The 25928-nt window shown below is 42.9% G+C and carries 22 protein-coding genes and 1 pseudogene; 20 read left to right on the forward strand and 3 right to left on the reverse strand.

Annotation, left to right across the window (positions count from 1 at the left end; genetic code table 11):
• The first annotated feature begins 9 nt into the window (after positions 1-9).
• The 16 genes from comB (at position 10) to purB (ending at position 18122) form a co-directional block, all read left to right on the forward strand.
• Positions 10-1359 (forward strand): competence pheromone export protein ComB, encoded by a 1350-nt coding sequence (gene comB / locus OVN21_RS07245; protein WP_267247889.1) that lies wholly within the window; start codon positions 10-12, stop codon positions 1357-1359.
• A gap of 168 nt (positions 1360-1527) precedes the next feature.
• Positions 1528-2235, forward strand: coding sequence for a phosphoribosylaminoimidazolesuccinocarboxamide synthase (gene purC, locus OVN21_RS07250; protein ID WP_267247891.1), 708 nt, complete (start codon positions 1528-1530; stop codon positions 2233-2235).
• 56 nt (positions 2236-2291) lie between these two features.
• The gene (locus tag OVN21_RS07255; protein ID WP_267247892.1) at positions 2292-6017 is read left to right on the forward strand and encodes a phosphoribosylformylglycinamidine synthase; all 3726 of its coding nucleotides are present in this window, start codon (positions 2292-2294) and stop codon (positions 6015-6017) included.
• Between the two features lie 92 nt (positions 6018-6109).
• On the forward strand, positions 6110-7552 hold the full coding sequence (purF, locus tag OVN21_RS07260) for an amidophosphoribosyltransferase (RefSeq protein ID WP_267247893.1): 1443 nt from the start codon (positions 6110-6112) through the stop codon (positions 7550-7552).
• 39 nt (positions 7553-7591) lie between these two features.
• Positions 7592-8614, forward strand: coding sequence for a phosphoribosylformylglycinamidine cyclo-ligase (purM, locus tag OVN21_RS07265; RefSeq protein ID WP_267247894.1), 1023 nt, complete (start codon positions 7592-7594; stop codon positions 8612-8614).
• The gene (gene purN, locus OVN21_RS07270; RefSeq protein WP_267247895.1) at positions 8611-9156 is read left to right on the forward strand and encodes a phosphoribosylglycinamide formyltransferase; all 546 of its coding nucleotides are present in this window, start codon (positions 8611-8613) and stop codon (positions 9154-9156) included. The genes purM and purN overlap by 4 nt, the downstream gene beginning before the upstream one ends.
• 83 nt (positions 9157-9239) lie before the next feature.
• Positions 9240-9749, forward strand: coding sequence for a VanZ family protein (locus OVN21_RS07275; RefSeq protein ID WP_267247896.1), 510 nt, complete (start codon positions 9240-9242; stop codon positions 9747-9749).
• Between the two features lie 24 nt (positions 9750-9773).
• A complete protein-coding gene (purH, locus tag OVN21_RS07280) occupies positions 9774-11321 on the forward strand; it encodes a bifunctional phosphoribosylaminoimidazolecarboxamide formyltransferase/IMP cyclohydrolase (protein ID WP_267247897.1) in 1548 nt (515 codons plus the stop codon).
• A 121-nt stretch (positions 11322-11442) separates the two neighbouring features.
• Positions 11443-12708 (forward strand): phosphoribosylamine--glycine ligase, encoded by a 1266-nt coding sequence (gene purD, locus OVN21_RS07285; protein ID WP_267247898.1) that lies wholly within the window; start codon positions 11443-11445, stop codon positions 12706-12708.
• Between the two features lie 191 nt (positions 12709-12899).
• Positions 12900-13388: a 5-(carboxyamino)imidazole ribonucleotide mutase gene (gene purE / locus OVN21_RS07290; protein WP_267247899.1), complete on the forward strand. Its 489-nt coding sequence runs from the start codon at positions 12900-12902 to the stop codon at positions 13386-13388.
• Positions 13375-14466 carry a 5-(carboxyamino)imidazole ribonucleotide synthase gene (gene purK / locus OVN21_RS07295; protein ID WP_267247900.1) on the forward strand — a complete coding sequence of 364 codons (1092 nt, stop codon included), beginning with the start codon at positions 13375-13377 and terminating at the stop codon, positions 14464-14466. Before purE ends, purK begins: the two co-directional genes overlap by 14 nt.
• Before the next feature lie 9 nt (positions 14467-14475).
• The gene (locus tag OVN21_RS07300; protein WP_267247901.1) at positions 14476-14724 is read left to right on the forward strand and encodes a phosphoribosylaminoimidazole carboxylase; all 249 of its coding nucleotides are present in this window, start codon (positions 14476-14478) and stop codon (positions 14722-14724) included.
• Between the two features lie 15 nt (positions 14725-14739).
• Positions 14740-15399 carry a ribonuclease H family protein gene (locus tag OVN21_RS07305; RefSeq protein WP_267247902.1) on the forward strand — a complete coding sequence of 220 codons (660 nt, stop codon included), beginning with the start codon at positions 14740-14742 and terminating at the stop codon, positions 15397-15399.
• Between the two features lie 82 nt (positions 15400-15481).
• On the forward strand, positions 15482-16408 hold the full coding sequence (locus OVN21_RS07310; protein WP_267247903.1) for a hypothetical protein: 927 nt from the start codon (positions 15482-15484) through the stop codon (positions 16406-16408).
• Positions 16409-16434: 26 nt separating this feature from the next.
• The gene (locus OVN21_RS07315; protein ID WP_267247904.1) at positions 16435-16725 is read left to right on the forward strand and encodes a type II toxin-antitoxin system RnlB family antitoxin; all 291 of its coding nucleotides are present in this window, start codon (positions 16435-16437) and stop codon (positions 16723-16725) included.
• A 98-nt stretch (positions 16726-16823) separates the two neighbouring features.
• Positions 16824-18122, forward strand: a complete 1299-nt coding sequence (gene purB / locus OVN21_RS07320) for an adenylosuccinate lyase (RefSeq protein ID WP_267247905.1) — start codon at positions 16824-16826, stop codon at positions 18120-18122.
• 54 nt (positions 18123-18176) lie between these two features.
• Here purB and OVN21_RS11175 read toward each other — a convergent pair.
• From OVN21_RS11175 to OVN21_RS07340, 3 genes and pseudogenes are all read right to left on the reverse strand, one after another.
• A pseudogene (locus OVN21_RS11175) lies at positions 18177-20205 on the reverse strand (G5 domain-containing protein); the annotation flags it as partial.
• Positions 20175-20621 carry a YSIRK-type signal peptide-containing protein gene (locus OVN21_RS11180; RefSeq protein ID WP_416370417.1) on the reverse strand — a complete coding sequence of 149 codons (447 nt, stop codon included), beginning with the start codon at positions 20619-20621 and terminating at the stop codon, positions 20175-20177. The pseudogene OVN21_RS11175 and the gene OVN21_RS11180, both read right to left, overlap by 31 nt.
• A 262-nt stretch (positions 20622-20883) precedes the next feature.
• Positions 20884-21642, reverse strand: coding sequence for a GntR family transcriptional regulator (locus tag OVN21_RS07340; protein ID WP_267247907.1), 759 nt, complete (start codon positions 21640-21642; stop codon positions 20884-20886).
• Between the two features lie 285 nt (positions 21643-21927).
• Between OVN21_RS07340 and OVN21_RS07345 the strand changes: the two genes are divergently transcribed.
• Genes OVN21_RS07345 through OVN21_RS07360 form a run of 4 tightly spaced genes read left to right on the forward strand, consistent with a single transcriptional unit; the run spans position 21928 to position 25928 of the window.
• Complete coding sequence (locus OVN21_RS07345) at positions 21928-23715, forward strand: glycoside hydrolase family 35 protein (protein ID WP_267247908.1); 1788 nt, start codon at positions 21928-21930, stop codon at positions 23713-23715.
• A complete protein-coding gene (locus tag OVN21_RS07350; RefSeq protein ID WP_267247909.1) occupies positions 23712-24188 on the forward strand; it encodes a PTS sugar transporter subunit IIB in 477 nt (158 codons plus the stop codon). The genes OVN21_RS07345 and OVN21_RS07350 overlap by 4 nt, the downstream gene beginning before the upstream one ends.
• Positions 24189-24214: 26 nt before the next feature.
• A complete protein-coding gene (locus OVN21_RS07355) occupies positions 24215-25120 on the forward strand; it encodes a PTS mannose/fructose/sorbose/N-acetylgalactosamine transporter subunit IIC (protein WP_267247910.1) in 906 nt (301 codons plus the stop codon).
• The gene (locus OVN21_RS07360) at positions 25107-25928 is read left to right on the forward strand and encodes a PTS system mannose/fructose/sorbose family transporter subunit IID (protein ID WP_267247911.1); all 822 of its coding nucleotides are present in this window, start codon (positions 25107-25109) and stop codon (positions 25926-25928) included. Before OVN21_RS07355 ends, OVN21_RS07360 begins: the two co-directional genes overlap by 14 nt.

The following is a 25928-nucleotide window of genomic DNA, read 5'->3' on the forward strand; positions in this document are numbered from 1 at the left end:
GAGGAGAGGATGAAACCAGAATTTTTAGAAAGTGCGGAGTTTTATAATCGTCGATACCATAATTTTTCCAGTCGAGTGATTGTGCCCATGTTCCTTCTGCTCGTGTTTTTGCTTGGCTTTGCAACTTTGGCAGAGAAGGAGATGAGTTTGTCAACTAGAGCTACTATTGAGCCTAGTCGTATTCTTGCCAATATCCAGTCAACTAGCAACAATCGCATTCTTGTCAATCATTTGGAAGAAAATAAGCTGGTCAAGAAGGGGGAGCTTCTTGTTCAATATCAGGAAGGGGCAGAGGGTGTCCAAGCAGAGGCTTATGGCAGTCAGTTGGGCATGCTTAAGGATCAAAAAAAGCAGTTGGAGTATTTGCAAAAGAGCCTGCAAGAAGAGACGGATTACTTTCCAGAGGAGGATAAGTTTGGCTACCAAGCCACCTTTCGCGACTACATCAGTCAAGCAGACAGTCTTAGGGCTAGTACATCGCAGCAAAACGATACCATCGCGTCCCAGAATGCAGCAACTAGTCAAACCCAAGTCGAAATCGGTAACCTCATCAGCCAAACAGAGGCTAAAATTCGCGATTACCAGACAGCTAAGTCAGCTATTGAAACAGGTACTTCCTTGACCAGTCAGAACCTAGCCTACTCTCTCTACCAGTCTTACAAGTCTCAGGGTGAGGAAAATCCCCAAGCTAAGGCTCAGGCTGTTGCGCAGGTAGAAGCACAGCTTTCTCAGTTAGAATCCAGTCTTGCTACTTACCGTGTTCAGTATGCAGGTTCAGGTACCCAGCAAGCGTATGCGTCAGGCTTAAGCAGTCAATTGGAGTCCCTTAAATCCCAACACTTAGCAAAGGTTGGTCAGGAATTGACCCTTCTAGACCAGAAAATCTTGGAAGCAGAGTCAGGTAAGAAGATACAGGGAAATCTTTTAGACAAGGGGAAAATTACGGCGAGTGAGGATGGGGTGCTTCATCTTAATCCTGAGATCAGTGATTCTACCATGGTAGCAGAAGGTGCCCTACTAGCCCAACTCTATCCGTCCTTGGAGAAAGAAGGGAAAGCTAAACTCACAGCCTATCTTAGTTCAAAAGATATAGCAAGAATCAAGGTCGGTGATTCTGTTCGCTATACGACGACTCATGATGCCAAGAATCAAATTTTCCTAGATTCTACGATTACCAGCATAGATGCGACAGCTACTAAGACTGAGAAAGGGAATTTCTTTAAAATCGAGGCGGAGACTAATCTAACTTCGGAGCAGACTGAAAAACTTCGGTACGGGGTGGAAGGTCGCCTGCAGATGATTACAGGCAAGAAAAGTTATCTACGTTATTATTTGGATCAATTTTTGAACAAAGACTAATGTTCGTATTTTTAGAGTTAAATGATTTTTAAACTGTGAGAAAGATGATTCTTGCAGTTTTTCTTTACAATTTTTGGTTTACGTCTGTTATTTATTCGGTTAAATTCTTGTGTTTTTTGTTTTTTTGTGGTAGAATGTGCTCAAGTAATACGAAAGGCGAACTTTAAAATGTCAAAACAATTGTTCTATTCGGGAAAAGCCAAGGATATCTATACAACTGAGGATGAAGATCTCATTATTTCAACTTACAAGGACCAGGCAACTGCCTTCAATGGTGTCAAGAAGGAGCAGATTGCAGGTAAGGGAGTGTTGAATAATCAGATTTCATCTTTTATTTTTGAGAAATTAAATGCGGCTGGTGTAGCGACTCACTTTGTGGAGAAAATTTCGGATACGGAACAACTCAATAAAAAGGTTGAGATTATTCCTTTGGAAGTCGTGCTTCGCAATTACACGGCTGGTTCCTTTTCAAAACGTTTTGGCGTTGATGAAGGTATCGCCTTTGAGATTCCAATTGTCGAATTTTACTATAAAAATGATGGCTTGGATGATCCATTTATCAATGACGAGCATGTGAAATTCCTACAGATTGCGGATGACCAGCAGATTGCCTACTTGAAGGAAGAAACGCGTCGTATCAATGAACTCTTGAAGGATTGGTTTGCTGAGATTGGGCTTAAGTTGATTGACTTTAAGCTAGAGTTCGGTTTTGATAAGGATGGCAAGATTATCTTGGCAGACGAATTTTCACCAGATAACTGCCGCTTGTGGGATGCGGATGGCAACCACATGGACAAGGATGTTTTCCGCCGTGGTTTGGGTGAATTGACCGACGTATACGAGATTGTTTGGGAAAAGTTGCAGGGGTTGAAATAACAACCTAGAAGTCGTTTGGGAACATTACAAGAGCTGAAATAAAGGAATAAGAATTGATGGATAAACGTATTTTTGTTGAAAAAAAGCCTGATTTTCAGGTCAAGTCAGAGAGTTTGGTAAGAGAACTCCAGCATAATTTGGGATTGTCAACTTTGAGAAGTATTCGTATTGTGCAAGTGTATGATGTCTTTGATTTGGCAGAGGACTTGTTTGCGCGTGCAGAGAAGCACATCTTCTCTGAACAGGTGACAGACCACGTCTTGGACGAAGCAGCTGTGCAGGCGGATCTGGCTAACTATGCTTTCTTTGCCATTGAAAACCTACCAGGACAGTTTGACCAACGTGCAGCGTCCTCTCAAGAAGCCTTGCTTTTACTGGGAAGTTCGAGTGATGTAACAGTCAATACCGCTCAACTTTACTTGGTTAATAAAGATATTGATGCGACTGAGTTGGAAGCTGTCAAAAACTACCTGCTCAATCCAGTTGATTCTCGTTTCAAGGATATCACGACAGGGATTGCCAAGCAGGAGTTTTCAGAGTCAGACAAGACCATTCCAAAATTGACTTTCTTTGAAAGCTATACAGCAGAAGACTTTGCTCGCTACAAGGCCGAGCAAGGGATGGCCATGGAAGTGGATGATTTGCTCTTTATCCAAGACTACTTTAAGTCAATCGGGCGCGTGCCAACTGAGACAGAGCTCAAGGTTTTGGATACTTACTGGTCTGACCACTGCCGTCACACGACTTTTGAGACAGAGTTGAAACACATCGACTTTTCAGCTTCTAAATTTCAAAAGCAATTGCAGTCAACCTATGACAAGTATATTGCCATGCGCGAGGAATTAGGTCGGTCTGAAAAACCACAAACCTTGATGGATATGGCGACTATTTTCGGTCGTTATGAGCGTGCTAATGGACGATTGGATGATATGGAAGTCTCTGACGAAATCAATGCCTGCTCAGTTGAAATTGAAGCGGACGTTGATGGTGTCAAGGAACCTTGGCTCCTCATGTTTAAAAACGAAACCCACAATCATCCAACAGAAATTGAGCCATTTGGTGGAGCGGCTACCTGTATCGGTGGAGCTATTCGTGATCCGTTGTCAGGCCGTTCCTATGTTTACCAAGCCATGCGTATTTCAGGTGCTGGTGATATTACAGCACCGATTTCGGAAACTCGCGCTGGGAAATTGCCACAACAAGTCATTTCTAAAACAGCAGCTCATGGTTATTCTTCATATGGTAACCAGATTGGGCTTGCAACAACCTACGTTCGTGAATACTTCCACCCAGGCTTTGTAGCTAAACGTATGGAACTTGGTGCCGTTGTTGGTGCGGCTCCCAAGGGCAATGTTGTCCGTGAAAAACCTGAAGCAGGTGATGTGATCATCCTTCTCGGAGGCAAAACGGGTCGTGATGGTGTCGGTGGTGCGACGGGCTCTTCTAAGGTTCAAACAGTTGAGTCTGTAGAGACTGCTGGTGCTGAGGTTCAAAAAGGAAATGCCATCGAAGAACGCAAGATTCAGCGCCTCTTCCGTAATGGCAATGTCACTCGTCTGATCAAGAAGTCCAATGACTTTGGGGCAGGCGGTGTCTGTGTGGCTATCGGTGAATTGGCAGACGGTCTTGAAATCGACCTCAACAAGGTGCCTCTTAAATACCAGGGCTTGAATGGTACAGAAATTGCCATCTCTGAATCACAAGAACGGATGGCGGTCGTGGTTCGTCCTGAAGATGTGGATGCCTTCGTTGCCGAATGTAACAAAGAAAATATTGATGCTGTTGTGGTGGCGACAGTAACTAAAAAACCAAATCTTGTCATGCACTGGAATGGTGAGACAATTGTTGACTTGGAGCGTCGTTTCCTTGACACCAATGGTGTGCGCGTGGTTGTCGATGCCAAAGTTGTGGACAAGGATGTCAAACTCCCAGAAGAGCGTCAAACATCTGCTGAAACACTGGAAGCAGATACCCTTACGGTTCTATCTGACCTCAACCATGCGAGTCAAAAAGGATTACAGACTATCTTTGACTGCTCTGTTGGACGCTCAACGGTTAATCACCCACTTGGTGGTCGTTACCAACTCACACCAACTGAGGCATCTGTGCAGAAATTGCCAGTTCAACACGGTGTGACTCATACTGCGTCGGTCATTGCTCAAGGTTTCAATCCATATGTAGCTGAATGGTCTCCATACCACGGTGCTGCTTATGCGGTTATCGAAGCAACTGCTCGTTTGGTGGCTGCTGGTGCCAACTGGTCCAAGGCTCGTTTCTCTTACCAAGAGTATTTCGAGCGTATGGATAAACAAGCAGAGCGTTTCGGTCAGCCAGTAGCTGCTCTTCTAGGTTCTATTGAAGCACAAATTCAGCTTGGCTTGCCATCTATCGGTGGTAAGGACTCCATGTCTGGTACCTTTGAAGAATTAACCGTACCACCAACCTTGGTTGCATTTGGAGTGACGACGGCAGATAGTCGTAAGGTGCTTTCTCCTGAGTTCAAAGCTGCTGGTGAAAATATCTACTACATTCCAGGTCAAGCCCTCTCTGCAGAGATTGATTTTGAATTGATTAAGAAAAATTTTGCTCAATTTGAAGCTATCCAAGCTGGTCACAAAGTGATATCTGCATTAGCTGTCAAATACGGCGGTGTCGTTGAAAGCTTGGCTCTTGCTACCTTTGGGAACCATATCGGTGCAGAGGTGACCCTGCCTGAACTTGAAACAGCTTTGACAGCTCAATTAGGCGGCTTTGTCTTCACGTCTCCAGAAGAAATCACTGGAGTAGAGAAAATCGGGCAAACGAGCACAGACTTTACACTGACTGTCAACGGTGTGAAGCTAGATGGACAGAAACTTGACAGTGCCTTCCAAGGCAAATTGGAAGAAGTTTATCCAACAGAATTTGCACAAGCCAAAGAACTAGCAGAAGTTCCAGCTGTCGCTACTAACACAGTCATCCAAGCTAAAGAAAAAGTTGAAAAACCGGTGGTCTATATCCCAGTCTTCCCAGGAACTAACTCAGAATATGACTCAGCCAAGGCCTTCGAAAAAGAAGGTGCAGAGGTTAACTTGGTGCCATTTGTGACCTTGAATGAAGAAGCTATTGTCAAGTCAGTTGAAACTATGGTTGACAACATCGGCAAGGCTAACATTCTCTTCTTTGCAGGTGGATTCTCAGCTGCGGACGAGCCAGATGGTTCAGCTAAGTTTATCGTCAACATCCTGCTCAATGAAAAAGTGCGTGCAGCCATTGATAGCTTTATCACTCGTGGTGGCTTGGTTATCGGTATCTGTAATGGATTCCAGGCATTGGTCAAATCAGGTCTTCTTCCATACGGAAACTTCGAGGATGCCAGCAGTACGAGCCCAACCCTCTTCTACAATGATGCCAACCAACACGTAGCCAAGATGGTGGAAACTCGGATTGCCAATACCAATTCACCATGGTTGGCTGGGGTGCAGGTGGGGGATATCCACGCTATTCCTGTTTCACACGGTGAAGGGAAGTTTGTTGTAACGGCCGAGGAATTTGCGGAACTCCGTGACAATGGACAAATTTTCAGCCAATACGTTGACTTTGACGGCAAACCAAGTATGGATTCTAAGTACAATCCAAATGGTTCTATCCATGCCATTGAAGGAATTACCAGCAAGAACGGCCAAATCATTGGTAAGATGGGACATTCAGAACGTTATGAGGACGGTCTTTTCCAAAACATCCCAGGGAATAAAGACCAGCACTTGTTTGCGTCGGCTGTTAAATACTTTACTGGAAAATAAGACTTGCAGATTTTCTAATAGATAGTATCAGTAATGTAAAAGTTATGTAAAGCTAGCTCTTGATGATTGCAAATGAAAATTAGGTATAAAAAATGACATACGAAGTAAAATCTCTTAATGAAGAATGTGGTGTTTTCGGTATCTGGGGACATCCAGATGCTGCTAAATTGACCTATTTTGGTCTCCACAGTCTTCAACACCGTGGTCAGGAGGGGGCCGGAATCCTCTCCAATGATCAAGGGCAATTGAAGCGCCATCGTGATATGGGGCTTTTATCAGAAGTCTTCAAAAATCCAGCTAATTTGGATAAATTGACTGGCACGAGCGCGATTGGGCATGTGCGTTATGCGACGGCTGGAGAAGCTTCTGTAGATAACATCCAGCCCTTCCTCTTTCGCTTTCATGATATGCAGTTCGGGCTAGCTCACAACGGAAACCTGACCAATGCTGCCTCCCTCAAGAAAGAATTGGAAGAACGAGGAGCGATTTTCAGCGCTACTTCGGACTCGGAAATCTTGGCTCATCTCATTCGTCGCAGCCACAATCCTAGCCTGATGGGTAAAATCAAGGAGGCGCTCAGTATAGTTAAAGGTGGTTTTGCCTATATCTTGTTGTTTGAAGACAAGTTGATTGCGGCTCTTGACCCAAATGGTTTCCGCCCTCTTTCTATCGGGAAAATGAGCAATGGAGCGGTAGTTGTTTCCTCTGAAACTTGTGCTTTTGAAGTCATTGGTGCTGAGTGGATTCGTGATGTGAAACCAGGAGAGATTGTAATTGTGGATGACAATGGGATTCAGTACGATAGCTATACGAATGATACCCAGTTGGCGATTTGCTCTATGGAGTATATCTACTTTGCCCGTCCTGACTCTAATATCCATGGTGTCAACGTCCATACAGCTCGCAAACGTATGGGGGCCCAATTGGCGCGTGAGTTCAAGCACGAAGCGGATATCGTGGTCGGTGTGCCAAATTCTTCCCTCAGCGCAGCTATGGGATTTGCAGAAGAATCAGGCTTGCCAAATGAAATGGGGCTGATCAAAAACCAATACACGCAACGTACCTTTATTCAACCGACTCAAGAATTGCGGGAGCAAGGGGTGCGGATGAAACTGTCTGCGGTTTCGGGCGTTGTCAAAGGCAAACGTGTGGTGATGGTGGATGATTCCATTGTTCGTGGGACAACCTCTCGCCGCATCGTTCAGCTCTTGAAAGAAGCAGGTGCGACTGAGGTTCACGTTGCTATTGGCAGTCCAGCGCTAGCTTATCCATGTTTCTACGGGATTGATATCCAGACGCGTCAGGAGCTAATTGCGGCTAATCATACGGTCGAAGAAACGCGTCAAATCATTGGTGCTGATAGCCTGACCTATCTTTCGATTGATGGCTTGATTAATTCTATCGGCATCGAAACAGATGCGCCAAATGGTGGTCTCTGTGTCGCTTACTTTGACGGGGACTACCCAACGCCTCTCTACGACTATGAAGAAGACTACCGTAGAAGTTTGGAAGAAAAGACCAGTTTTTGCAAGTAGCCGACTGAAGATTCTCCATAAAAGAAAAGGAATAAACAAATGACAAATAAAAATGCTTATGCCCAGTCGGGTGTGGATGTTGAAGCGGGTTATGAAGTTGTTGAACGGATTAAAAAGCACGTGGCTCGTACGGAGCGTGCAGGTGTCATGGGAGCTCTTGGTGGCTTTGGTGGCATGTTTGACCTTTCAAAAACAGGTGTCAAAGAGCCCGTCTTGATCTCAGGGACTGACGGTGTTGGAACCAAGCTCATGCTGGCTATCAAGTACGACAAGCACGATACCATCGGGCAGGACTGTGTGGCTATGTGTGTTAATGATATCATCGCTGCAGGTGCGGAGCCTCTTTACTTCCTTGACTACGTAGCGACAGGGAAGAATGAACCAGCTAAACTAGAACAAGTGGTTGCTGGTGTGGCAGAAGGTTGTGTGCAGGCAGGCGCTGCTCTCATAGGTGGGGAAACGGCTGAAATGCCTGGTATGTATAGCGCAGATGACTACGATCTGGCTGGTTTTGCAGTCGGTGTGGCTGAAAAATCTCAAATCATCGATGGTTCAAAAGTAGCTGAAGGTGATGTTCTTCTCGGACTTGCTTCAAGTGGGATTCACTCAAATGGTTACTCACTCGTTCGTCGCGTCTTTGCCGACTATACAGGTGAAGAAGTCTTGCCAGAATTGGAAGGCAAGAAACTCAAGGAAGTCCTTCTTGAGCCAACTCGTATCTATGTCAAGGCTGTTTTGCCCCTCATCAAGGAAGAGTTGGTCAACGGTATTGCCCATATCACAGGTGGTGGCTTTATCGAGAATGTTCCTCGTATGTTTGCGGCTGACCTAGCTGCTGAGATTGAGGAAAGCAAAGTTCCAGTGCTTCCGATTTTCAAAGCTCTTGAAAAATATGGTGAAATCAAACACGAAGAAATGTTTGAAATCTTTAATATGGGTGTGGGACTTATGCTAGCAGTTAGCCCTGAAAATGTAGGTCGTGTTAAGAAATTGTTGGATGAACCAGTCTATGAGATTGGTCGCATCGTCAAGAAAGAAAACGAAAGTATCATCATCAAATGAAAAAAATAGCAGTTTTTGCTTCTGGTAATGGCTCAAACTTTCAGGTGATTGCCGAAGAATTTCCGGTGGAGTTTGTTTTTTCAGACCATCGTGACGCCTATGTGCTCGAGCGGGCAAACAAGCTCGGCGTTCTGTCCTATGCTTTTGAACTCAAGGAGTTTGAGAACAAGGCAGACTATGAAGCAGCCCTTGCCGAACTCTTGGAAGTACACCAGATTGACTTGGTTTGTCTAGCAGGCTACATGAAAATCGTTGGGCCAACTTTATTAGCAGCTTATGAAGGTCGGATTATCAATATTCATCCAGCCTACCTGCCAGAATTTCCAGGAGCTCATGGGATTGAGGATGCTTGGAATGCTGGCGTTGCTGAGAGCGGCGTGACCATTCACTGGGTGGATTCAGGTGTGGATACAGGCAAGGTTATCAAACAAGTTCGTGTGCCACGACTAGCTGATGATACCATTGATAGCTTTGAAGATCGGATTCATGAGGCAGAGTACAGGTTGTATCCGGAAGTAGTGAAGGCTCTATTTACAGATTGACTTTTTGATGATTCATATGATATCTTTGACTTTAAATTGGAGTCAGCGATTGTTGAAGACGGCTTCAAACGGAGGTATTTGTAATGTTAGAATCTAAAAAAACAACTCGATATGTATTTTATGTCTATCTGATGTTATTAACTTGGGGAATCTTGTTTAAGTTTGAAACAAATCCTGAATTTATAGCATTTTTCTTAGCTCCAAGGTATATCAATTGGATTCCATTTTCAGAACCACTAATAGTAGATGGAAAAATTGTTTTTGCTGAAATGTTATTTAATCTGATTTCCTTTATTCCATTAGGTGTTTGTTTCCCTCTGATAAAAACTAATTTATCTAGTTTAAGAATAGTCGGGACAGGTTTCTTGATTAGTCTATTGTTTGAGTGCTTACAGTATATTTTAGCAATAGGTATAACAGATATAACGGATTTGACTTTAAATACGCTAGGTGTTTGTGTAGGCTTACTGATTTATCAAATTTTTATAAGAGTGTTCAAATCACAGATTAGAAAATGGGTCAATATCTTAGGTATGCTTAGCCTTGGCTTTGCTTATTTTGTTTTACTGTTACTGCATTTAATTGGTGTTTAACTAATGATTAAAAAGGAGAATAGAATGACTAAACGCGCCTTAATCAGCGTCTCAGACAAAGCGGGCATTGTTGAATTTGCCCAAGAACTTAAAAAACTTGGTTGGGATATTATCTCGACAGGTGGGACAAAGGTTGCCCTTGACAATGCTGGGGTGGAGACCATTTCGATTGATGATGTGACTGGTTTTCCGGAGATGATGGACGGTCGTGTTAAGACCCTCCATCCAAACATTCACGGAGGTCTCCTCGCTCGTCGTGACTTGGATAGCCACTTGGAAGCAGCTAAAGATAATAGTATCGAATTGATTGATCTTGTGGTGGTAAATCTCTACCCATTTAAGAAAACCATTCTCAAACCAGATGTGACTTATGCTGACGCAGTTGAAAACATCGATATTGGTGGTCCATCTATGCTTCGTTCAGCAGCTAAAAATCATGCCAGCGTAACAGTTGTGGTAGACCCTGCTGACTATGCTGTGGTTTTGGGCGAATTGGCAGCAAATGGTGAAACTACTTATGAAACTCGACAACGTTTAGCAGCCAAGGTTTTCCGTCACACAGCGGCTTATGATGCCTTGATTGCGGAATACTTCACAGCACAAGTCGGAGAAAGCAAACCAGAAAAGCTCACTTTGACCTATGACCTCAAACAAGCCATGCGTTACGGGGAAAATCCTCAACAGGATGCAGACTTCTACCAAAAAGCCTTGCCGACTGACTACTCAATTGCTTCAGCAAAACAGCTCAACGGGAAAGAATTATCCTTTAACAATATCCGTGACGCCGATGCGGCTATTCGTATTATCCGTGACTTCAAAGACCGTCCAACCGTTGTGGCTCTCAAACACATGAATCCATGCGGTATCGGTCAGGCTGATGACATTGAGACTGCTTGGGACTACGCTTATGAGTCTGACCCAGTGTCTATCTTTGGCGGAATTGTTGTTCTCAACCGTGAGGTGGGTGCTGCGACAGCTGAGAAGATGCATGGTGTATTCCTTGAAATCATCATTGCACCAAGCTATACAGATGAAGCGCTAACCATTTTGATCAATAAAAAGAAAAACTTGCGTATCCTTGCCTTGCCATTTAATGCTCAAGAGGCTAGCGAAGTGGAAGCAGAATACACAGGTGTTGTCGGTGGACTTCTGGTGCAAAACCAAGACGTTATCAAAGAAAGTCCAGCTGACTGGCAAGTGGTTACCAAACGCCAACCAACGGAGACAGAGGCGACTGCCCTTGAGTTTGCATGGAAGGCTATCAAGTATGTTAAATCAAACGGCATCATCGTGACCAACGACCACATGACACTTGGTGTTGGCTCAGGTCAAACTAACCGTGTGGCTTCTGTTCGTATTGCCATTGACCAAGCCAAAGACCGCCTTGACGGCGCTGTTCTTGCTTCAGATGCCTTCTTCCCATTTGCGGATAACGTAGAAGAAATCGCTAAAGCAGGCATCAAGGCGATAATCCAACCTGGAGGATCAGTCCGTGACCAAGAATCCATCGAAGCGGCGGACAAATATGGCTTGACCATGGTCTTCACAGGAGTGAGACATTTTAGACATTAAGAAAACGAAAGGGAAGAAAACAGTTTCTTTCCTTTTTTGACTTAAAATGCTAAGTGAAACAAGATTAAAACGAACGTTTGTGATATAATGTTAGTAAATAATTCGAAAAAGAGGTTGAGAGATGAAGCTGTTAGTTGTCGGTTCTGGTGGTCGTGAACATGTCATTGCTAAGAAGTTGCTTGAGTCAAAAGACGTTGAAAAAGTCTTTGTAGCTCCTGGGAATGACGGGATGACTCTGGATGGTCTGGAATTGGTAAATATCTCTATTTCCGAACATTCTAAATTGATTGAGTTTGCAAAAGTCAACGATATTGCTTGGACCTTCATTGGGCCAGATGATGCCCTTGCTGCTGGTATTGTGGATGATTTCCATGCAGCTGGTATCAAAGCCTTTGGTCCGACAAGATTGGCAGCGGAGCTGGAGTGGTCTAAGGATTTCGCTAAGGAACTCATGGTCAAATGCGACGTTCCGACAGCAGTCTATGGGACATTTTCAGATTTCGAGGAAGCCAAGGCCTACATCGAAGAAAAAGGCGCTCCAATCGTAGTTAAAGCGGATGGCTTGGCGCTTGGGAAGGGCGTCGTTGTAGCTGAAACGGTTGAGCAAGCAGTCGAAGCCGCTTTCGAGATGCTCTTGGATAATAAATTCGGTGACTCAGGTGCGCGTGTAGTTATCGAGGAATTCCTTGAAGGAGAAGAGTTCTCTCTCTTTGCCTTTGTCAATGGGGACAAGTTCTACATGATGCCAACGGCTCAGGATCACAAACGTGCTTACGATGACGATAAGGGTCCTAACACTGGTGGGATGGGTGCCTATGCGCCAGTTCCTCACTTGCCACAGAGCGTGGTTGACACAGCGGTTGACACTATTGTCACGCCAGTCCTTGAAGGCATGATTAAAGAAGGTCGTCCGTATCTCGGTGTCCTTTATGCTGGTCTTATCTTAACAGCTGATGGACCGAAAGTCATCGAGTTCAACTCACGCTTCGGAGATCCAGAAACGCAAATCATCTTACCTCGTTTGACATCTGATTTTGCACAAAATATCACGGGTATCCTCGATGGCAAGGAGCCGAACATCACGTGGACGGAAAAGGGTGTGACTCTGGGTGTGGTTGTCGCATCCAAGGGATACCCGCTAGATTATGCAAAGGGTGTCGAGTTGCCAGCCAAAACCGATGGCAATATCATCACCTACTATGCAGGGGCTAAGTTTGCGGAAAATAGCAGAGTACTGCTATCCAACGGTGGACGTGTCTATATGCTCGTCACCACAGCAGACACCGTCAAAGAAGCCCAAGAAACCATCTACCAAGAACTCGCTCAACAAAAAACAGAAGGTCTCTTCTACCGAACAGATATCGGAAGCAAGGCCATAAAAGATTAACAGATACTAAAATTGTCATGGTGAGCGAAAGCGAGCCACTATAGGATGATCGTCGCAGTAGTGGAACTCCTAGTAGTAAAGCTATTAGGAGCGGGAAACTGGAGACCTATGCTCCAGTTTTAGTAATGGAACGCCATAGGCGGTCGCTTACGTCCGTACTACAATAGACGATTATTAAAAAAGGAGAATAAATGAAACCAGTAATTTCCATCATCATGGGCTCCAAATCCGACTGGACAACCATGCAAAAAACAGCAGAAGTCCTCGACCGCTTCGGTGTAGCCTACGAAAAGAAGGTTGTCTCTGCCCACCGTACTCCAGACCTTATGTTTAGACATGCCGAAGAAGCCCGTAGCCGCGGCATCAAGGTCATTATCGCTGGTGCAGGTGGCGCAGCCCATTTGCCAGGTATGGTCGCAGCGAAAACAACCCTTCCTGTCATTGGTGTACCGGTCAAATCGCGCGCTCTTAGTGGCGTGGATTCACTCTACTCTATCGCTCAGATGCCAGGTGGTGTGCCAGTCGCAACCATGGCTATCGGTGAAGCGGGTGCGACTAATGCGGCTCTCTTTGCCCTCCGTCTCCTTTCAGTAGAGGAGCAGGCTATCGCGATAGCATTGGCAGATTTCGCAGAAGAGCAAGAAAAAATCGCAGAGGAGTCTACAAATGAGCTCATCTAAAACAATCGGAATTATCGGTGGTGGTCAGCTGGGACAGATGATGGCCATTTCTGCTATCTACATGGGACACAAGGTCATCGCGCTGGATCCTGCGGTGGATTGCTCGGCCTCTCGCGTGGCGGAAATCATCGTGGCTCCTTATAACGATGTGGATGCCCTCCGTCAGTTGGCAGAACGTTGCGATGTCCTGACCTATGAGTTTGAAAATGTCGATGCTGACGGTCTTGACGCTGTTATCAAAGACGGTCAGCTTCCACAAGGGACTGACTTGCTCCGCATTTCTCAAAATCGCATTTTTGAAAAGGACTTTCTTTCCAACAAGACCCAAGTTACCGTAGCACCTTATAAGGTTGTAACTTCTAGCCAAGACTTGGCAGATATCGACCTCTCTAAAAACTATGTTCTCAAGACGGCGACCGGTGGTTACGATGGTCATGGTCAAAAGGTTATTCGTTCAGAAGCAGATTTGGTAGAAGCATATGCACTAGCAGACTCAGCAGATTGCGTTTTGGAAGAATTCGTCAACTTTGACCTTGAAATTTCTGTCATCGTGTCTGGTAATGGCAAGGATGTGACGATTTTCCCAGTTCAAGAAAATATCCATCGCAATAACATCCTGTCTAAGACTATTGTGCCTGCTCGCATTTCAGAAAGTCTGGCTGGAAAAGCCAAAGCTATGGCAGTACGAATCGCAGAACAACTCAAGCTATCTGGAACCCTTTGCGTGGAAATGTTTGCCACCGCTGATGATATTATCGTCAATGAGATTGCCCCGCGTCCACACAATTCAGGCCATTACTCAATCGAAGCCTGTGACTTTTCACAATTTGACACTCATATTTTAGGAGTTCTCGCAGCACCATTGCCAGCCATCAAATTGCATGCGCCTGCAGTCATGCTCAATGTTCTCGGCCAACACGTCGATGCTGCTGAAAAATATGTCACAGAAAATCCAAGCGCCCACCTCCACATGTATGGTAAAATAGAAGCGAAACACAACCGCAAGATGGGGCATGTGACTTTGTTTAGTGATATGCCGGATAGCGTGATTGAGTTTGGAGAAGGGATTGATTTTTAGGAGAAACCTATGATTCAAATCATCGTTAATGCATTTATTGAAAAGAGTGAGACTGGAGCAATTGTCGAAGTCTTGTATGCCAGTGCTGACCAGGATAAGGTACAAGCTAAATATGAAAAACTAGTTGCACAATATCCTGAACACTATTTGGTGATTTATGATTTGCCATTGGATACAAATCTCAACGAATTACCCCACTATTCATCTGTGCTTATTGGAAAAGAGGAATTTGAGGAGTTCTCTAACTTGAGTCCTTAAGAAAATGAAAGATAGGTGAAAGAAAATATGAAATACTATGCTGTAAAGTTAGGTAGACAAACTGGAATTTTTGAGACATGGGGAGAAGCGGAAGCACAAGTTAAAGGATTTCCTAATGCAAAGTTTAAATCTTTCTCTTCGTTTGAGGAGGCTAAATCTTATCTTGAAGATTCTAATCAGAGCCAATCTAGTAATCTAGTTGAGTATGAAGCTTATGTAGATGGTTCTTTTGATAAAAATAAAAATATATATGGTTCGGGTGTAGTTATAATTAAGAATAATGAAGTGATAGAAAAAATTTCATTTTCGGGTTCTGATGAAAAATATATTGAGAGTTATCAGATTGCAGGAGAGGTAAAAGCAGTCCTTCGGGCGATGGAATGGGCTGTTAACCATAATATTTCTTCAATTGCCATCTATTACGACTATGAGGGAATAAGATCATGGGCTTTAGGAGAATGGAAGACAAATAAAGCTGTCTCTAAAGACTATAAATATAAATTTGATGTACTTTCTAGGAAAATCGATGTATATTTTAAAAAGGTAAAGGCTCATAGCGGGGTATACTTCAATGAACTTGCTGATGAATTGGCAAAAAGTGCCGCATTAGGAAGAGTATTTATTTCTGAAACTAATGAGGAAAAAATTCGGAAAATGGTCAAAATAGATGTATAGTGAATACAAATCAAGGTGAATTTTTTCTTGATGTCTTTTTCAAAAAAGATGGAGTAATGGAGGAGACAGCAAGTTTCTGACATTGAAAGAAAAGTTGTGTGATTATATTGTCGAGAATTGTAAAAATAATGAAAATCAGGCAAGTTCACAGGTTCCATGGTTTACGGCTAAAAATCTGATTAATGAAGATGTTGAGACCGTAATTGGCCTAATTAAGGATTCTGAGTATTGTAAAGAAGAATTGTCTCATTCTAAAAGCAATGGACATCCAACATGGAAGTTTAGAGGAGTTCAAGGTGAAAGTCTAACAATTACCTATTATAATAAAAATAATGATGGAAATGGTAAGCTTCTCTTACAAGGTAAACCAGAATTATTATTTTTAGAATCAATTGAAATACTTACTCAGTTGTTTGATACGGATGAGATTGAAACAAAATTCAATGATAGTGGTTTTTTTGAAAGTCAAATTGACGAGTCAATTATTCAAAATGATATTTTAAGCATAATGCCCAATGCTTTTGATAAATTACCTAGTGATCAGTTGAAGAAAACTGTAAAACAGGCGCTAATCTTTAAAAATTTCAAATCTAATTTTGAAGATTATACAGTGTATACTTTTCTAGCATACCGAGCTTTAGAGGGACATTTAAGATGGATTTTAAGTGAGCTTGATATTGATTGGCATTCTAAAGGGAAGCCAATGTCAACATCATTCTATATGTTTGATAAGGTATCAAGTGAGGGAGCATATAGCTATATCTTACAATCCTGCTACCATGTGAATGTTGAAAGTAAATACCTAACTAAAAAAGAACAGTTTCTAACATATATAGGCGAATTGTATCAAATATTGGGTGACGAGAGAAATAGTTATTTTCATTGGAAAAAGTTTGAACCTGGACTTTCTTTAGATGAAACTGCGCTGATTGAAGATGAGGCAACTGCTCGATATATCATTGTAAAATGTTTGACTAAAATCGAAGAATATTATAAACTATTCCATTAGTATTAAAAATTTAAAGGAGGTAGAAAATGTTTCGCATAGTAGAACTTGGATTGGATAAGTATATGGCAATTGTTTATTCATGTTCTTGTGATTCTCCGCTTTCTTACCTCCTTGATATTGAGAAACAGATAAGGGAGTTAGGTATTGGAGATGGCTATATTCTATTTGATACCTTACTAAGTAAAGGAAATATATCTACAAGATTTTTTGAAGCAAAATTTGAAGATGGTAAATTTGTTAAGTCATCTTTTCAAAATATTGAAATTACAAAAAAGTCCGAAATCAGAAAAAAGCTAGTGAATTTTATAGAGGATTAGGGATAAATTTAAACAATTCCTTACTAACAGAAGTACAGAAAAGAATAATTAACAAGGGCTTAGCTCTGTAACTTTGCAATATTATATAGGAGAAAAACATGATCAACCGTTACTCTCGCCCTGAGATGGCGAACATTTGGAGTGAAGAAAATAAATACCGTGCTTGGCTTGAGGTGGAAATCCTCGCTGACGAGGCATGGGCTGAGTTGGGGGAAATCCCTAAGGAAGATGTAGCTTTGATTCGCGAAAAAGCGGACTTTGACATTGACCGTATTCTTGAAATCGAGCAGGAGACTCGCCATGACGTAGTGGCCTTCACACGTGCGGTTTCTGAAACTCTTGGTGAGGAGCGTAAGTGGGTCCACTATGGTTTGACTTCTACCGATGTGGTGGATACGGCCTACGGTTACCTCTACAAGCAGGCCAATGATATCATTCGTCGTGACCTTGAAAACTTCACCAACATCATCGCTGATAAGGCTAAGGAGCACAAGTTCACCATCATGATGGGGCGTACCCACGGTGTGCATGCGGAGCCGACAACTTTTGGCCTTAAATTGGCGACTTGGTATAGCGAAATGAAGCGCAACATGGAGCGTTTCGAGCATGCGGCTGCTGGAGTAGAAGCTGGTAAGATTTCGGGTGCGGTTGGAAACTTCGCCAACATCCCACCATTTGTTGAGCAATATGTCTGCGACAAACTGGGTATCCGTGCCCAAGAAATCTCTACACAGGTCCTTCCTCGTGACCTTCACGCTGAGTACTTTGCGGTTCTTGCCAGCATTGCGACTTCAATTGAGCGCATGGCGACTGAGATCCGTGGTCTGCAAAAGTCTGAGCAACGTGAAGTAGAAGAGTTCTTTGCCAAAGGTCAAAAAGGCTCTTCAGCAATGCCTCACAAACGCAACCCAATCGGTTCTGAGAACATGACAGGTCTTGCACGTGTCATCCGTGGTCACATGGTGACGGCCTATGAGAATGTCGCTCTCTGGCATGAACGCGATATCTCTCACTCATCAGCTGAGCGTATCATCACACCTGATACGACCATCTTGATTGACTACATGCTCAACCGTTTTGGAAATATCGTCAAGAACTTGACAGTCTTCCCAGAAAATATGATACGAAACATGAACTCGACTTTCGGTCTTATCTTTAGCCAACGTGCTATGTTGACCTTAATTGAGAAAGGCATGACCCGTGAGCAAGCCTATGACTTGGTGCAACCAAAAACAGCTTACTCTTGGGACAATAAAGTAGACTTTAAACCACTTCTTAAAGCAGATCCAGAAGTGACTTCGCGTTTGACTCAAGAGGAACTCGACGAAATCTTCAATCCTGCATACTACACCAAACGTGTGGATGATATCTTTAAACGTCTTGGACTTGGTGATTAATCATAACAAAAAGCGAGATTCAATCTCGCTTTTTTGTATGCTTATCGAAGGGTGTTAATCTTCTTTTTTCTTAGAGAGTCCATAGGCTGCTAGTGTCGCCATGAGTCCTACTGCGACCAAGCCTGCAGAGTCTGGACTTTCTGTTGCAGGGAGTTGTTTTTCTTCTGCTTTGGCTATAGTTGGTTTAGCTTGCTCAGCTTTCTCAACAGCAGTTCCGACTTCAACGACTTGAGCGACCCCTTCCTGCGATACCGCACCATTGACAAGGGTTCTTTCTTCCTTGCTGTCAGCAGTAGTGCTGACAGAGTAGAAAATCGTATGACGACCATTTACACCAACAACGACGATTTGACTTGGTCCTTTTGGCAATTGCGGATTTTCACGTGTCACGGTAGTGAACGGAATCTCTTCCTCTTGGATGTCCGGTCTTGGTTTTGACTCTGCGGCTGGAGCAAGACCATGTTCATCCCTTTGTGAGTAATAGGGGCGCCGATTTCAACTACTTGTGTCACAGGTTCTTTGGTTACTTGGCTATCTAGGATAGTTTCTGTTTGTTTTTCATTTTCAGTAAGGACAGAGATGTAATGAGTGCGTTTGCCCTCTACACCTGGTGTGATGATCTTTTCCTGACCGGCTGGGAGATTCGGATTTTTCTTCTTGATAACTTCAAATGGAATCTTTTCTGCTCTTGTGATGAGTTCCGGTTTGGTTTCAACATTGGCAGCTAGTTCGTTTTCATCGAGGCTTCCTGAGTGGGTTACTCCTGGTTTGAGGCCTAGGCGGGCTGCTTTGAGCTTGGCTACGAGAGCGTCTAACTCAGCTTGTTTGTTACGGTTGAGGTTGTAGTTGAGAGTTTCTTTAGCTGCATTTAGAGCCTCCAAGCTTTCCTTGCTGTATCCATCCAAGTTTGCAGGGATTTGAGCAAGTTCCTCACGGAGTGCATTGTAGTTAGCGCGGAAGTAGTCTTTGTTATTGTCTGTAAAGGCAGTCATGAGTTCAAAGATTTCTTCTTCCTTGTACTCAGCACTTGGTTTGTCTGCCCAGATAGCGAGCATGCTTCCTACGGTTGGAAGGTCTACTTCAGGATATTTGGTAGATGCAAGCTGGTTAAATGGTGTTTTTTAGTGTTTTCAATTGCTTTTTTGAGGAAACCACCACCATCTTCAGGTTTTTGGCCGAGAATGTAGTACCAGTCTCCGTTGGTGTTAAGGAATTTGTAGCCTTTGCTTGCTAGGTACTGAGGCGTTGCAAGGTTATAGCCCCACCATCCCTTAGACCAGTAAGAGATGATGACATCCTTGTCAAACTCAACATCATCCTTGTCTTCATAGTAGAAACCATCGTTGAAGGCCATTGGTTGAAGGCCTCTTTCTTTGGCCATGGTAGCAAGAGTGTTAGAGTACTCAGCAAATTTGCCATAGAGTCTATACCATTTGAGGTAGTACCAGCCTTGATCGTTGGTGGCATCATTGGCATATTCATCTGTACCGTAGTTGAAGATTTTAGTTTTGCCGGCGAAGTAAGCGGCATACTTGTCAATCAGATCTTTGGTAAATGCAAGAGCCTCCTCGTTATCAAGGTCAACGGTACGAGCAGATTCCTTGCCAAAGTAGTTGAAGTTCGGTTTTTGGATGCCTAGTTCTTTCATGGCATGCAAAATCGCATCCATGTGACCAGGGCTGTTTACAGTTGGGATTAGTCCGATACCTTTATCTTTGGCATAGTTGATCAAGTCCGTCATCTGACTCTCTGTCAAATGATTGCCGTTTGGATCCTTGTAGTAGGCATCGGTTCCGTTTTCGAGTGCACGTTTGATATCGTCGCTTGCATATGTTTTACCATTGGCTTTGATCGTCATGGCGTCCAACATAAAACGCATGCCTACATTTCCAACTAGTAGATGAAGATCAGTATAACCGTAGTGTTTGGCTTTGTCGATGATTTCTTTGAGTTGGTTTGGAGAGAAGTACTTGCGTCCAGCGTCGATTGAGATCGTTTTTCGTTTTGCCAGTTTTTCATTTGCCTGAGCTGCTCGTTCCGTGCTAGGAGTGGTTACTGCTGGTGTAACGACTTCATTTTTCTTTTCTGAAGAAGTACTTTCGGCAGGAGTTTCAGCTGGGCAGGACCTTCTTTCTCGGCAGTAGGAGTTGGAGCAGTATTTTCTGTCACAACTGGTGCGCTTGACTCTTCTGTTGTTGGAGCAACTGTTCGAGGAGTCTCCTGGTCTTCTTTGATCTCCTCTTTTACAGCCTTGTCAGCCTTTCCTTCCAGTTTTTCTGGAACCTTGGAGCCTACAGCTTCTTTGACTGCTTGAGGACTCTCCTGGACGGTTTGAACAGTTTCTTCAGCTGTTGGAGCTGGAGTAATCCCGTCAGCAGATACGACTTGTGCGCTAAAAGTAAATCCTATCAGTACAGAAGCTGCCCCAACCGCGTATTTACGAATGGAGAAGCGCTGTTCTTTTCTAATTTTATGACAAAACCTCCTTGTTATTATCACATATGATAGCGCTTACATAAATCAATTTTATTTTATTATCTAAGGAGTAAAATGTTAAGTGAGTTTATATAATCACTATAATAAATAGAGGAAATCATAAGATTTAGAAGAAAATTATTCCCAGAAATGAGAAAGACAATACTTAACTTATTTTTAGTACAAACGCTACTAATTAAATAAGAGTCCTCCATAGCGTTCTCACAACTTCTTTCTCGTGCTATAATGAATATAGAAAAAGCCTGAGCTGGGCTCAAGCTTTCTCTTAATGACCTCGATTACATGAGAGGAATTTAATTTTGTAGTAGTCTGCTCGCTTATACGTTTCACTATAGGCGAGGACTTGGTCAGTGACCTCAAGTTTTGTAGTCTTCGTTTGGAAGACAGTTGGGAATTGTGTATCGATTCCGAGTACAGAAGCAGCATGCTCTGGTGTTGGGAATGCGATTTCATTGATTTCCTCAAAATGTTCATCGTTCATGTGAATGCGGTAATCCAATTTGAAACGTGTATAGATAGAGCTATAATAATCAAGATTTGGATAGTTGGCATTGATGTATTGCTCAGGAATATAGGATGTGTGGTAGATGTATGTTACGTCGTTTGTCTGACGAATACGTTCAATCTTATAGTAGAATTGATCTCCACGCAGTCCAAGTTTATCTAAATATTCAAGTTTGTTTCCGCGCTCGATAGAAAGGACAGTCACTTTATCATCTTTTGTTTCAAAGATTTCGACATCTGAAAATTCAACGAGTTTGTGCTTGCGGGCACGTGAAACGAAAGTCCCTTTCCCTTGTTGGCGGACAATATAGCCGTCTTTCGCAAGGTCATTTAAAGCACGCACAACAGTGATTGAACTAACATCATACATCGCGATCAATTCTGCTTCTGTATAAAATTTATCTCCACTTGCAAATTGGCCAGAGATGATTTTGTTTTTTAATTCATCTTTAATATATTGGTATTTTGGAATAGCCATAATTACACCTCGATTCTCCTTCTCCAGTCTTGATTCTACCATATTCTACCATAAATACAGACAAATTAGTAGTATTTAGGTAAAAAAAATTAAAATAATAGACTAAAAATGTTATATTACATGTAAAAAATTCTATTTTATAACCTTGTGAATTATCATACATTAAAATATCGCTTTCATGCTATTTTTAGATAATGTTGGTAAATGGTAAGTAAAAAATAGAAAAATTTTAAAAGATTTTCTAAAACGTATTGACAAATACAAAATATTTAATTATACTTATTATGATAAATGGAAGCGCGAACTTAATTCGTTAGAGGTGGTAACATGACAAGATTTAAAATTGAAGACGATTTCTATTTAGATGGGGAACCGTTCAAGATTTTGTCCGGCGCCATTCATTATTTTAGGATTCCTCCAGAAGATTGGTATCATTCGCTCTACAACTTAAAGGCGCTTGGCTTTAATACGGTCGAGACCTATGTGGCTTGGAATTTACATGAACCCGTTGAAGGAGAATTTGATTTTGAAGGTGCCAGAAATTTGGAGAGGTTTCTTCAAATAGCACAAGATTTGGGTCTCTATGCCATTGTACGCCCGTCTCCATTTATCTGTGCGGAATGGGAATTTGGTGGCTTGCCGGCTTGGCTCTTGACCAAGGACATGCGAATCCGCTCGTCCGACCCGGCCTACATCGAGGCGGTTGCTCGCTATTATGACCAATTATTGCCGAGGCTTGTGCCTCGTCTGTTGGATAATGGCGGAAACATTCTCATGATGCAAGTCGAAAATGAATATGGCTCTTATGGAGAAGATAAGTCTTATCTACGAGCAATTCGGAAATTGATGGAAGAGCGAGGGATTGATTGCCCACTCTTTACTTCAGATGGTCCATGGAGGGCTACTTTGAAAGCCGGAACCTTGATCGAAGATGATCTCTTTGTGACAGGGAACTTCGGTTCTAAAGCTCCGTACAACTTTTCACAGATGCAGGAATTCTTTGATGAGTATGGCAAGAAATGGCCTCTCATGTGTATGGAATTCTGGGATGGCTGGTTCAATCGTTGGAAAGAACCCATCATCACACGGGATCCTAAAGAATTGGCGGAAGCTGTTCGAGAGGTATTGGAGCAAGGTTCTATCAACCTTTACATGTTCCATGGTGGTACAAACTTTGGTTTCATGAATGGTTGCTCAGCTCGAGGAACTCTGGATTTGCCACAAGTCACATCTTACGACTATGATGCCCTTCTGGATGAAGAAGGAAATCCAACTGCTAAATACCTAGCAGTCAAGAAGATGATGGTAACCCACTTCCCAGAGTATCCACAGTTGGAACCACTCTATAAGGAAAGCATGGAGATAGGGTCCATTCCATTGGTCGAAAAAGTTTCCCTGTTTGAAACCCTGGATAGCCTCTCTAGTCCAACTGAAAGCCTCTATCCAAAAACGATGGAAGAACTTGGTCAAAGTTATGGCTACCTTCTCTATCGTACTGAGGCAAGTTGGGATGCAGAAGAGGAACGTCTTCGTATCATTGATGGTCGAGATAGAGCTCAGCTTTATGTCGATGGTCAATGGGTCGAAACCCAATATCAGACAGAGATTGGGGAAGATATTTTTTATAAAGGTAAAAAGAAAGCGCTGTCTAGGATTGACATTTTGATTGAGAATATGGGGCGTGTCAACTATGGACATAAGCTCTTAGCAGATACGCAACGTAAGGGAATTCGTACAGGTGTCTGCAAAGATCTACATTTTTTACTGAATTGGAAACAATATCCACTACCACTGGACAATCCTGAGAAAATTGATTTTTCAAAAGGATGGACAGAAGGACAACCAGCCTTTTACGCTTTCGACTTTACTGTCGAAGAGCCAAAAGATACCTACTTAGACTTGTCTGAGTTTGGTAAGGGAGTTGGCTTTGTCAATGGGCAGAATCTAGGACGTTTCTGGAACGTCGGCCCGACTCTCTCGCTTTATATCCCTCATAGCTATCTCAAGGAAGGTACTAATCGCATCATCATCTTCGAAACAGAGGGCCAATATAAAGAAGAGATTCATTTAACTCGTAAACCTACACTAAAACACATAAAGGGGGAAAACTTATGACAATTGTAGGATGCCGTATCGATGGACGTTTGATCCACGGTCAAGTAGCCAATCTTTGGGCTGGAAAACTAAATGTTTCACGCATTATGGTTGTAGATGATGAAGTCGTCAACAACGATGTTGAAAAAAGTGGTTTGAAACTTGCGACACCACCAGGTGTGAAACTCAGTATCTTGCCAGTTGAGAAAGCAGCAGCAAATATCCTTGCTGGTAAATACGATAGCCAACGTCTCTTTATCGTGGCTCGTAAACCAGACCGTTTCCTTGGTTTGGTCGAAGCAGGTGTACTGCTTGAAACACTCAACGTTGGAAATATGTCTCAAACACCAGAAACTCGCCCTATCACACGTTCTATCAACGTGGTAGATAAGGATGTGGAAGATTTCCACAAACTAGCAGAAAAAGGTGTGAAACTCACTGCTCAAATGGTTCCAAATGATCCAGTTTCAGACTTTTTGAGCTTATTAAAATAGGAAAAATTTTTTAGGAGGTCATTGTTATGATACAATGGTGGCAAATTTTACTTCTCACTTTGTACTCAGCTTATCAAATCTGTGATGAGTTGACGATTGTTTCCTCTGCAGGTTCTCCTGTATTTGCTGGTTTCATTACTGGTTTAATCATGGGAGATGTAACTACTGGTCTACTTATCGGTGGTAACTTGCAACTGTTCGTTCTTGGGGTTGGTACCTTTGGTGGTGCTTCTCGTATCGACGCAACTTCTGGTGCAGTTCTTGCGACAGCCTTCTCTGTTTCACAAGGAATTGATGCACCGCTTGCAATTACTACAATCGCTGTACCAGTAGCAGCTCTCTTGACTTACTTCGACGTTCTTGGTCGTATGACTACTACTTTCTTTGCTCACCGTGTGGATGCTGCAATCGAACGCTTTGATTACAAGGGTATTGAACGCAACTACTTGCTTGGTGCGATTCCTTGGGCTTTATCTCGTGCCCTTCCAGTCTTCTTCGCCCTTACTTTTGGTGGTGCTTTCGTACAATCAGTCGTAGACTTCGTTGAAGCATACAAATGGGTTGCAGATGGTTTGACACTTGCAGGACGTATGCTTCCAGGTCTTGGATTTGCAATCTTGCTTCGTTACCTTCCAGTTAAACGTAACCTTCACTACCTTGCTATGGGATTTGGTTTGACAGCTATGTTGACTGTTCTTTACTCATATGTAACAGGTCTTGGTGGCGCTGTTGCTGGTATCGTAGGTACTCTTCCTGCTGAAGTTGCTGAAAAAATTGGTTTCGTGAACAACTTCAAAGGTTTGTCTATGATCGGTATTTCTATCGTAGGTATCTTCCTTGCAGTGCTTCACTTCAAAAATAGCCAAAAAGTAGCTGTGGCAGCACCTTCTACACCATCAGAAAGTGGGGAAATCGAAGATGACGAATTCTAATTACAAACTAACAAAAGAAGATTTTAATCAAATCAACAAACGTAGCTTGTTTACTTTCCAATTAGGTTGGAACTACGAACGTATGCAAGCCTCTGGTTACCTTTACATGCTCTTGCCTCAATTGCGTAAAATGTATGGGGATGGAACTCCTGAATTGAAGGAAATGATGAAGGTTCATACTCAATTCTTTAATACTTCACCATTCTTCCACACTATTATCGCTGGTTTTGACCTTGCCATGGAAGAAAAGGATGGTGTGGCTTCAAAAGATGCCGTTAACGGTATCAAGACAGGTTTGATGGGTCCATTCGCTCCTCTTGGGGACACAATCTTTGGTTCACTTGTACCTGCTATCATGGGATCTATCGCAGCAACTATGGCTATCGCTGGCCAACCATGGGGTATCTTCCTTTGGATCGCAGTTGCAGTTGCTTACGACATCTTCCGTTGGAAACAATTGGAATTTGCCTACAAAGAAGGGGTTAACCTTATCAATAACATGCAAAGTACCTTGACAGCTTTGATTGATGCTGCATCTGTACTTGGTGTCTTCATGATGGGTGCTCTTGTAGCAACAATGATCAACTTTGACATTTCTTACAAATTGCCAATCGGTGAAAAGATGATTGACTTCCAAGACATCTTGAACTCAATCTTCCCACGCTTGCTTCCAGCAATCTTTACTGCCTTTATCTTCTGGTTGCTTGGTAAGAAAGGTATGAACTCTACTAAAGCGATCGGTATCATTATCGTTCTTGCAGTAGGTCTTTCATTCATCGGTAAATTCTTACTTGGAATGGGCGTATAA

Source organism: Streptococcus sp. Marseille-Q5986 (assembly GCF_946902915.1).
Taxonomy (GTDB): Bacteria; Bacillota; Bacilli; order Lactobacillales; family Streptococcaceae; genus Streptococcus.

Coding starts and splice junctions, on each gene's coding strand:
- comB (WP_267247889.1), top strand. CDS start 10: ATGAAACCAGAATTTTTAGAAAGTGCGGAGTTTTATAATCGTCGATAC.
- purC (WP_267247891.1), top strand. CDS start 1,528: ATGTCAAAACAATTGTTCTATTCGGGAAAAGCCAAGGATATCTATACA.
- OVN21_RS07255 (WP_267247892.1), top strand. CDS start 2,292: ATGGATAAACGTATTTTTGTTGAAAAAAAGCCTGATTTTCAGGTCAAG.
- purF (WP_267247893.1), top strand. CDS start 6,110: ATGACATACGAAGTAAAATCTCTTAATGAAGAATGTGGTGTTTTCGGT.
- purM (WP_267247894.1), top strand. CDS start 7,592: ATGACAAATAAAAATGCTTATGCCCAGTCGGGTGTGGATGTTGAAGCG.
- purN (WP_267247895.1), top strand. CDS start 8,611: ATGAAAAAAATAGCAGTTTTTGCTTCTGGTAATGGCTCAAACTTTCAG.
- OVN21_RS07275 (WP_267247896.1), top strand. CDS start 9,240: ATGTTAGAATCTAAAAAAACAACTCGATATGTATTTTATGTCTATCTG.
- purH (WP_267247897.1), top strand. CDS start 9,774: ATGACTAAACGCGCCTTAATCAGCGTCTCAGACAAAGCGGGCATTGTT.
- purD (WP_267247898.1), top strand. CDS start 11,443: ATGAAGCTGTTAGTTGTCGGTTCTGGTGGTCGTGAACATGTCATTGCT.
- purE (WP_267247899.1), top strand. CDS start 12,900: ATGAAACCAGTAATTTCCATCATCATGGGCTCCAAATCCGACTGGACA.
- purK (WP_267247900.1), top strand. CDS start 13,375: ATGAGCTCATCTAAAACAATCGGAATTATCGGTGGTGGTCAGCTGGGA.
- OVN21_RS07300 (WP_267247901.1), top strand. CDS start 14,476: ATGATTCAAATCATCGTTAATGCATTTATTGAAAAGAGTGAGACTGGA.
- OVN21_RS07315 (WP_267247904.1), top strand. CDS start 16,435: ATGTTTCGCATAGTAGAACTTGGATTGGATAAGTATATGGCAATTGTT.
- purB (WP_267247905.1), top strand. CDS start 16,824: ATGATCAACCGTTACTCTCGCCCTGAGATGGCGAACATTTGGAGTGAA.
- OVN21_RS07340 (WP_267247907.1), bottom strand. CDS start 21,642: ATGGTAGAATCAAGACTGGAGAAGGAGAATCGAGGTGTAATTATGGCT.
- OVN21_RS07345 (WP_267247908.1), top strand. CDS start 21,928: ATGACAAGATTTAAAATTGAAGACGATTTCTATTTAGATGGGGAACCG.
- OVN21_RS07350 (WP_267247909.1), top strand. CDS start 23,712: ATGACAATTGTAGGATGCCGTATCGATGGACGTTTGATCCACGGTCAA.
- OVN21_RS07355 (WP_267247910.1), top strand. CDS start 24,215: ATGATACAATGGTGGCAAATTTTACTTCTCACTTTGTACTCAGCTTAT.
- OVN21_RS07360 (WP_267247911.1), top strand. CDS start 25,107: ATGACGAATTCTAATTACAAACTAACAAAAGAAGATTTTAATCAAATC.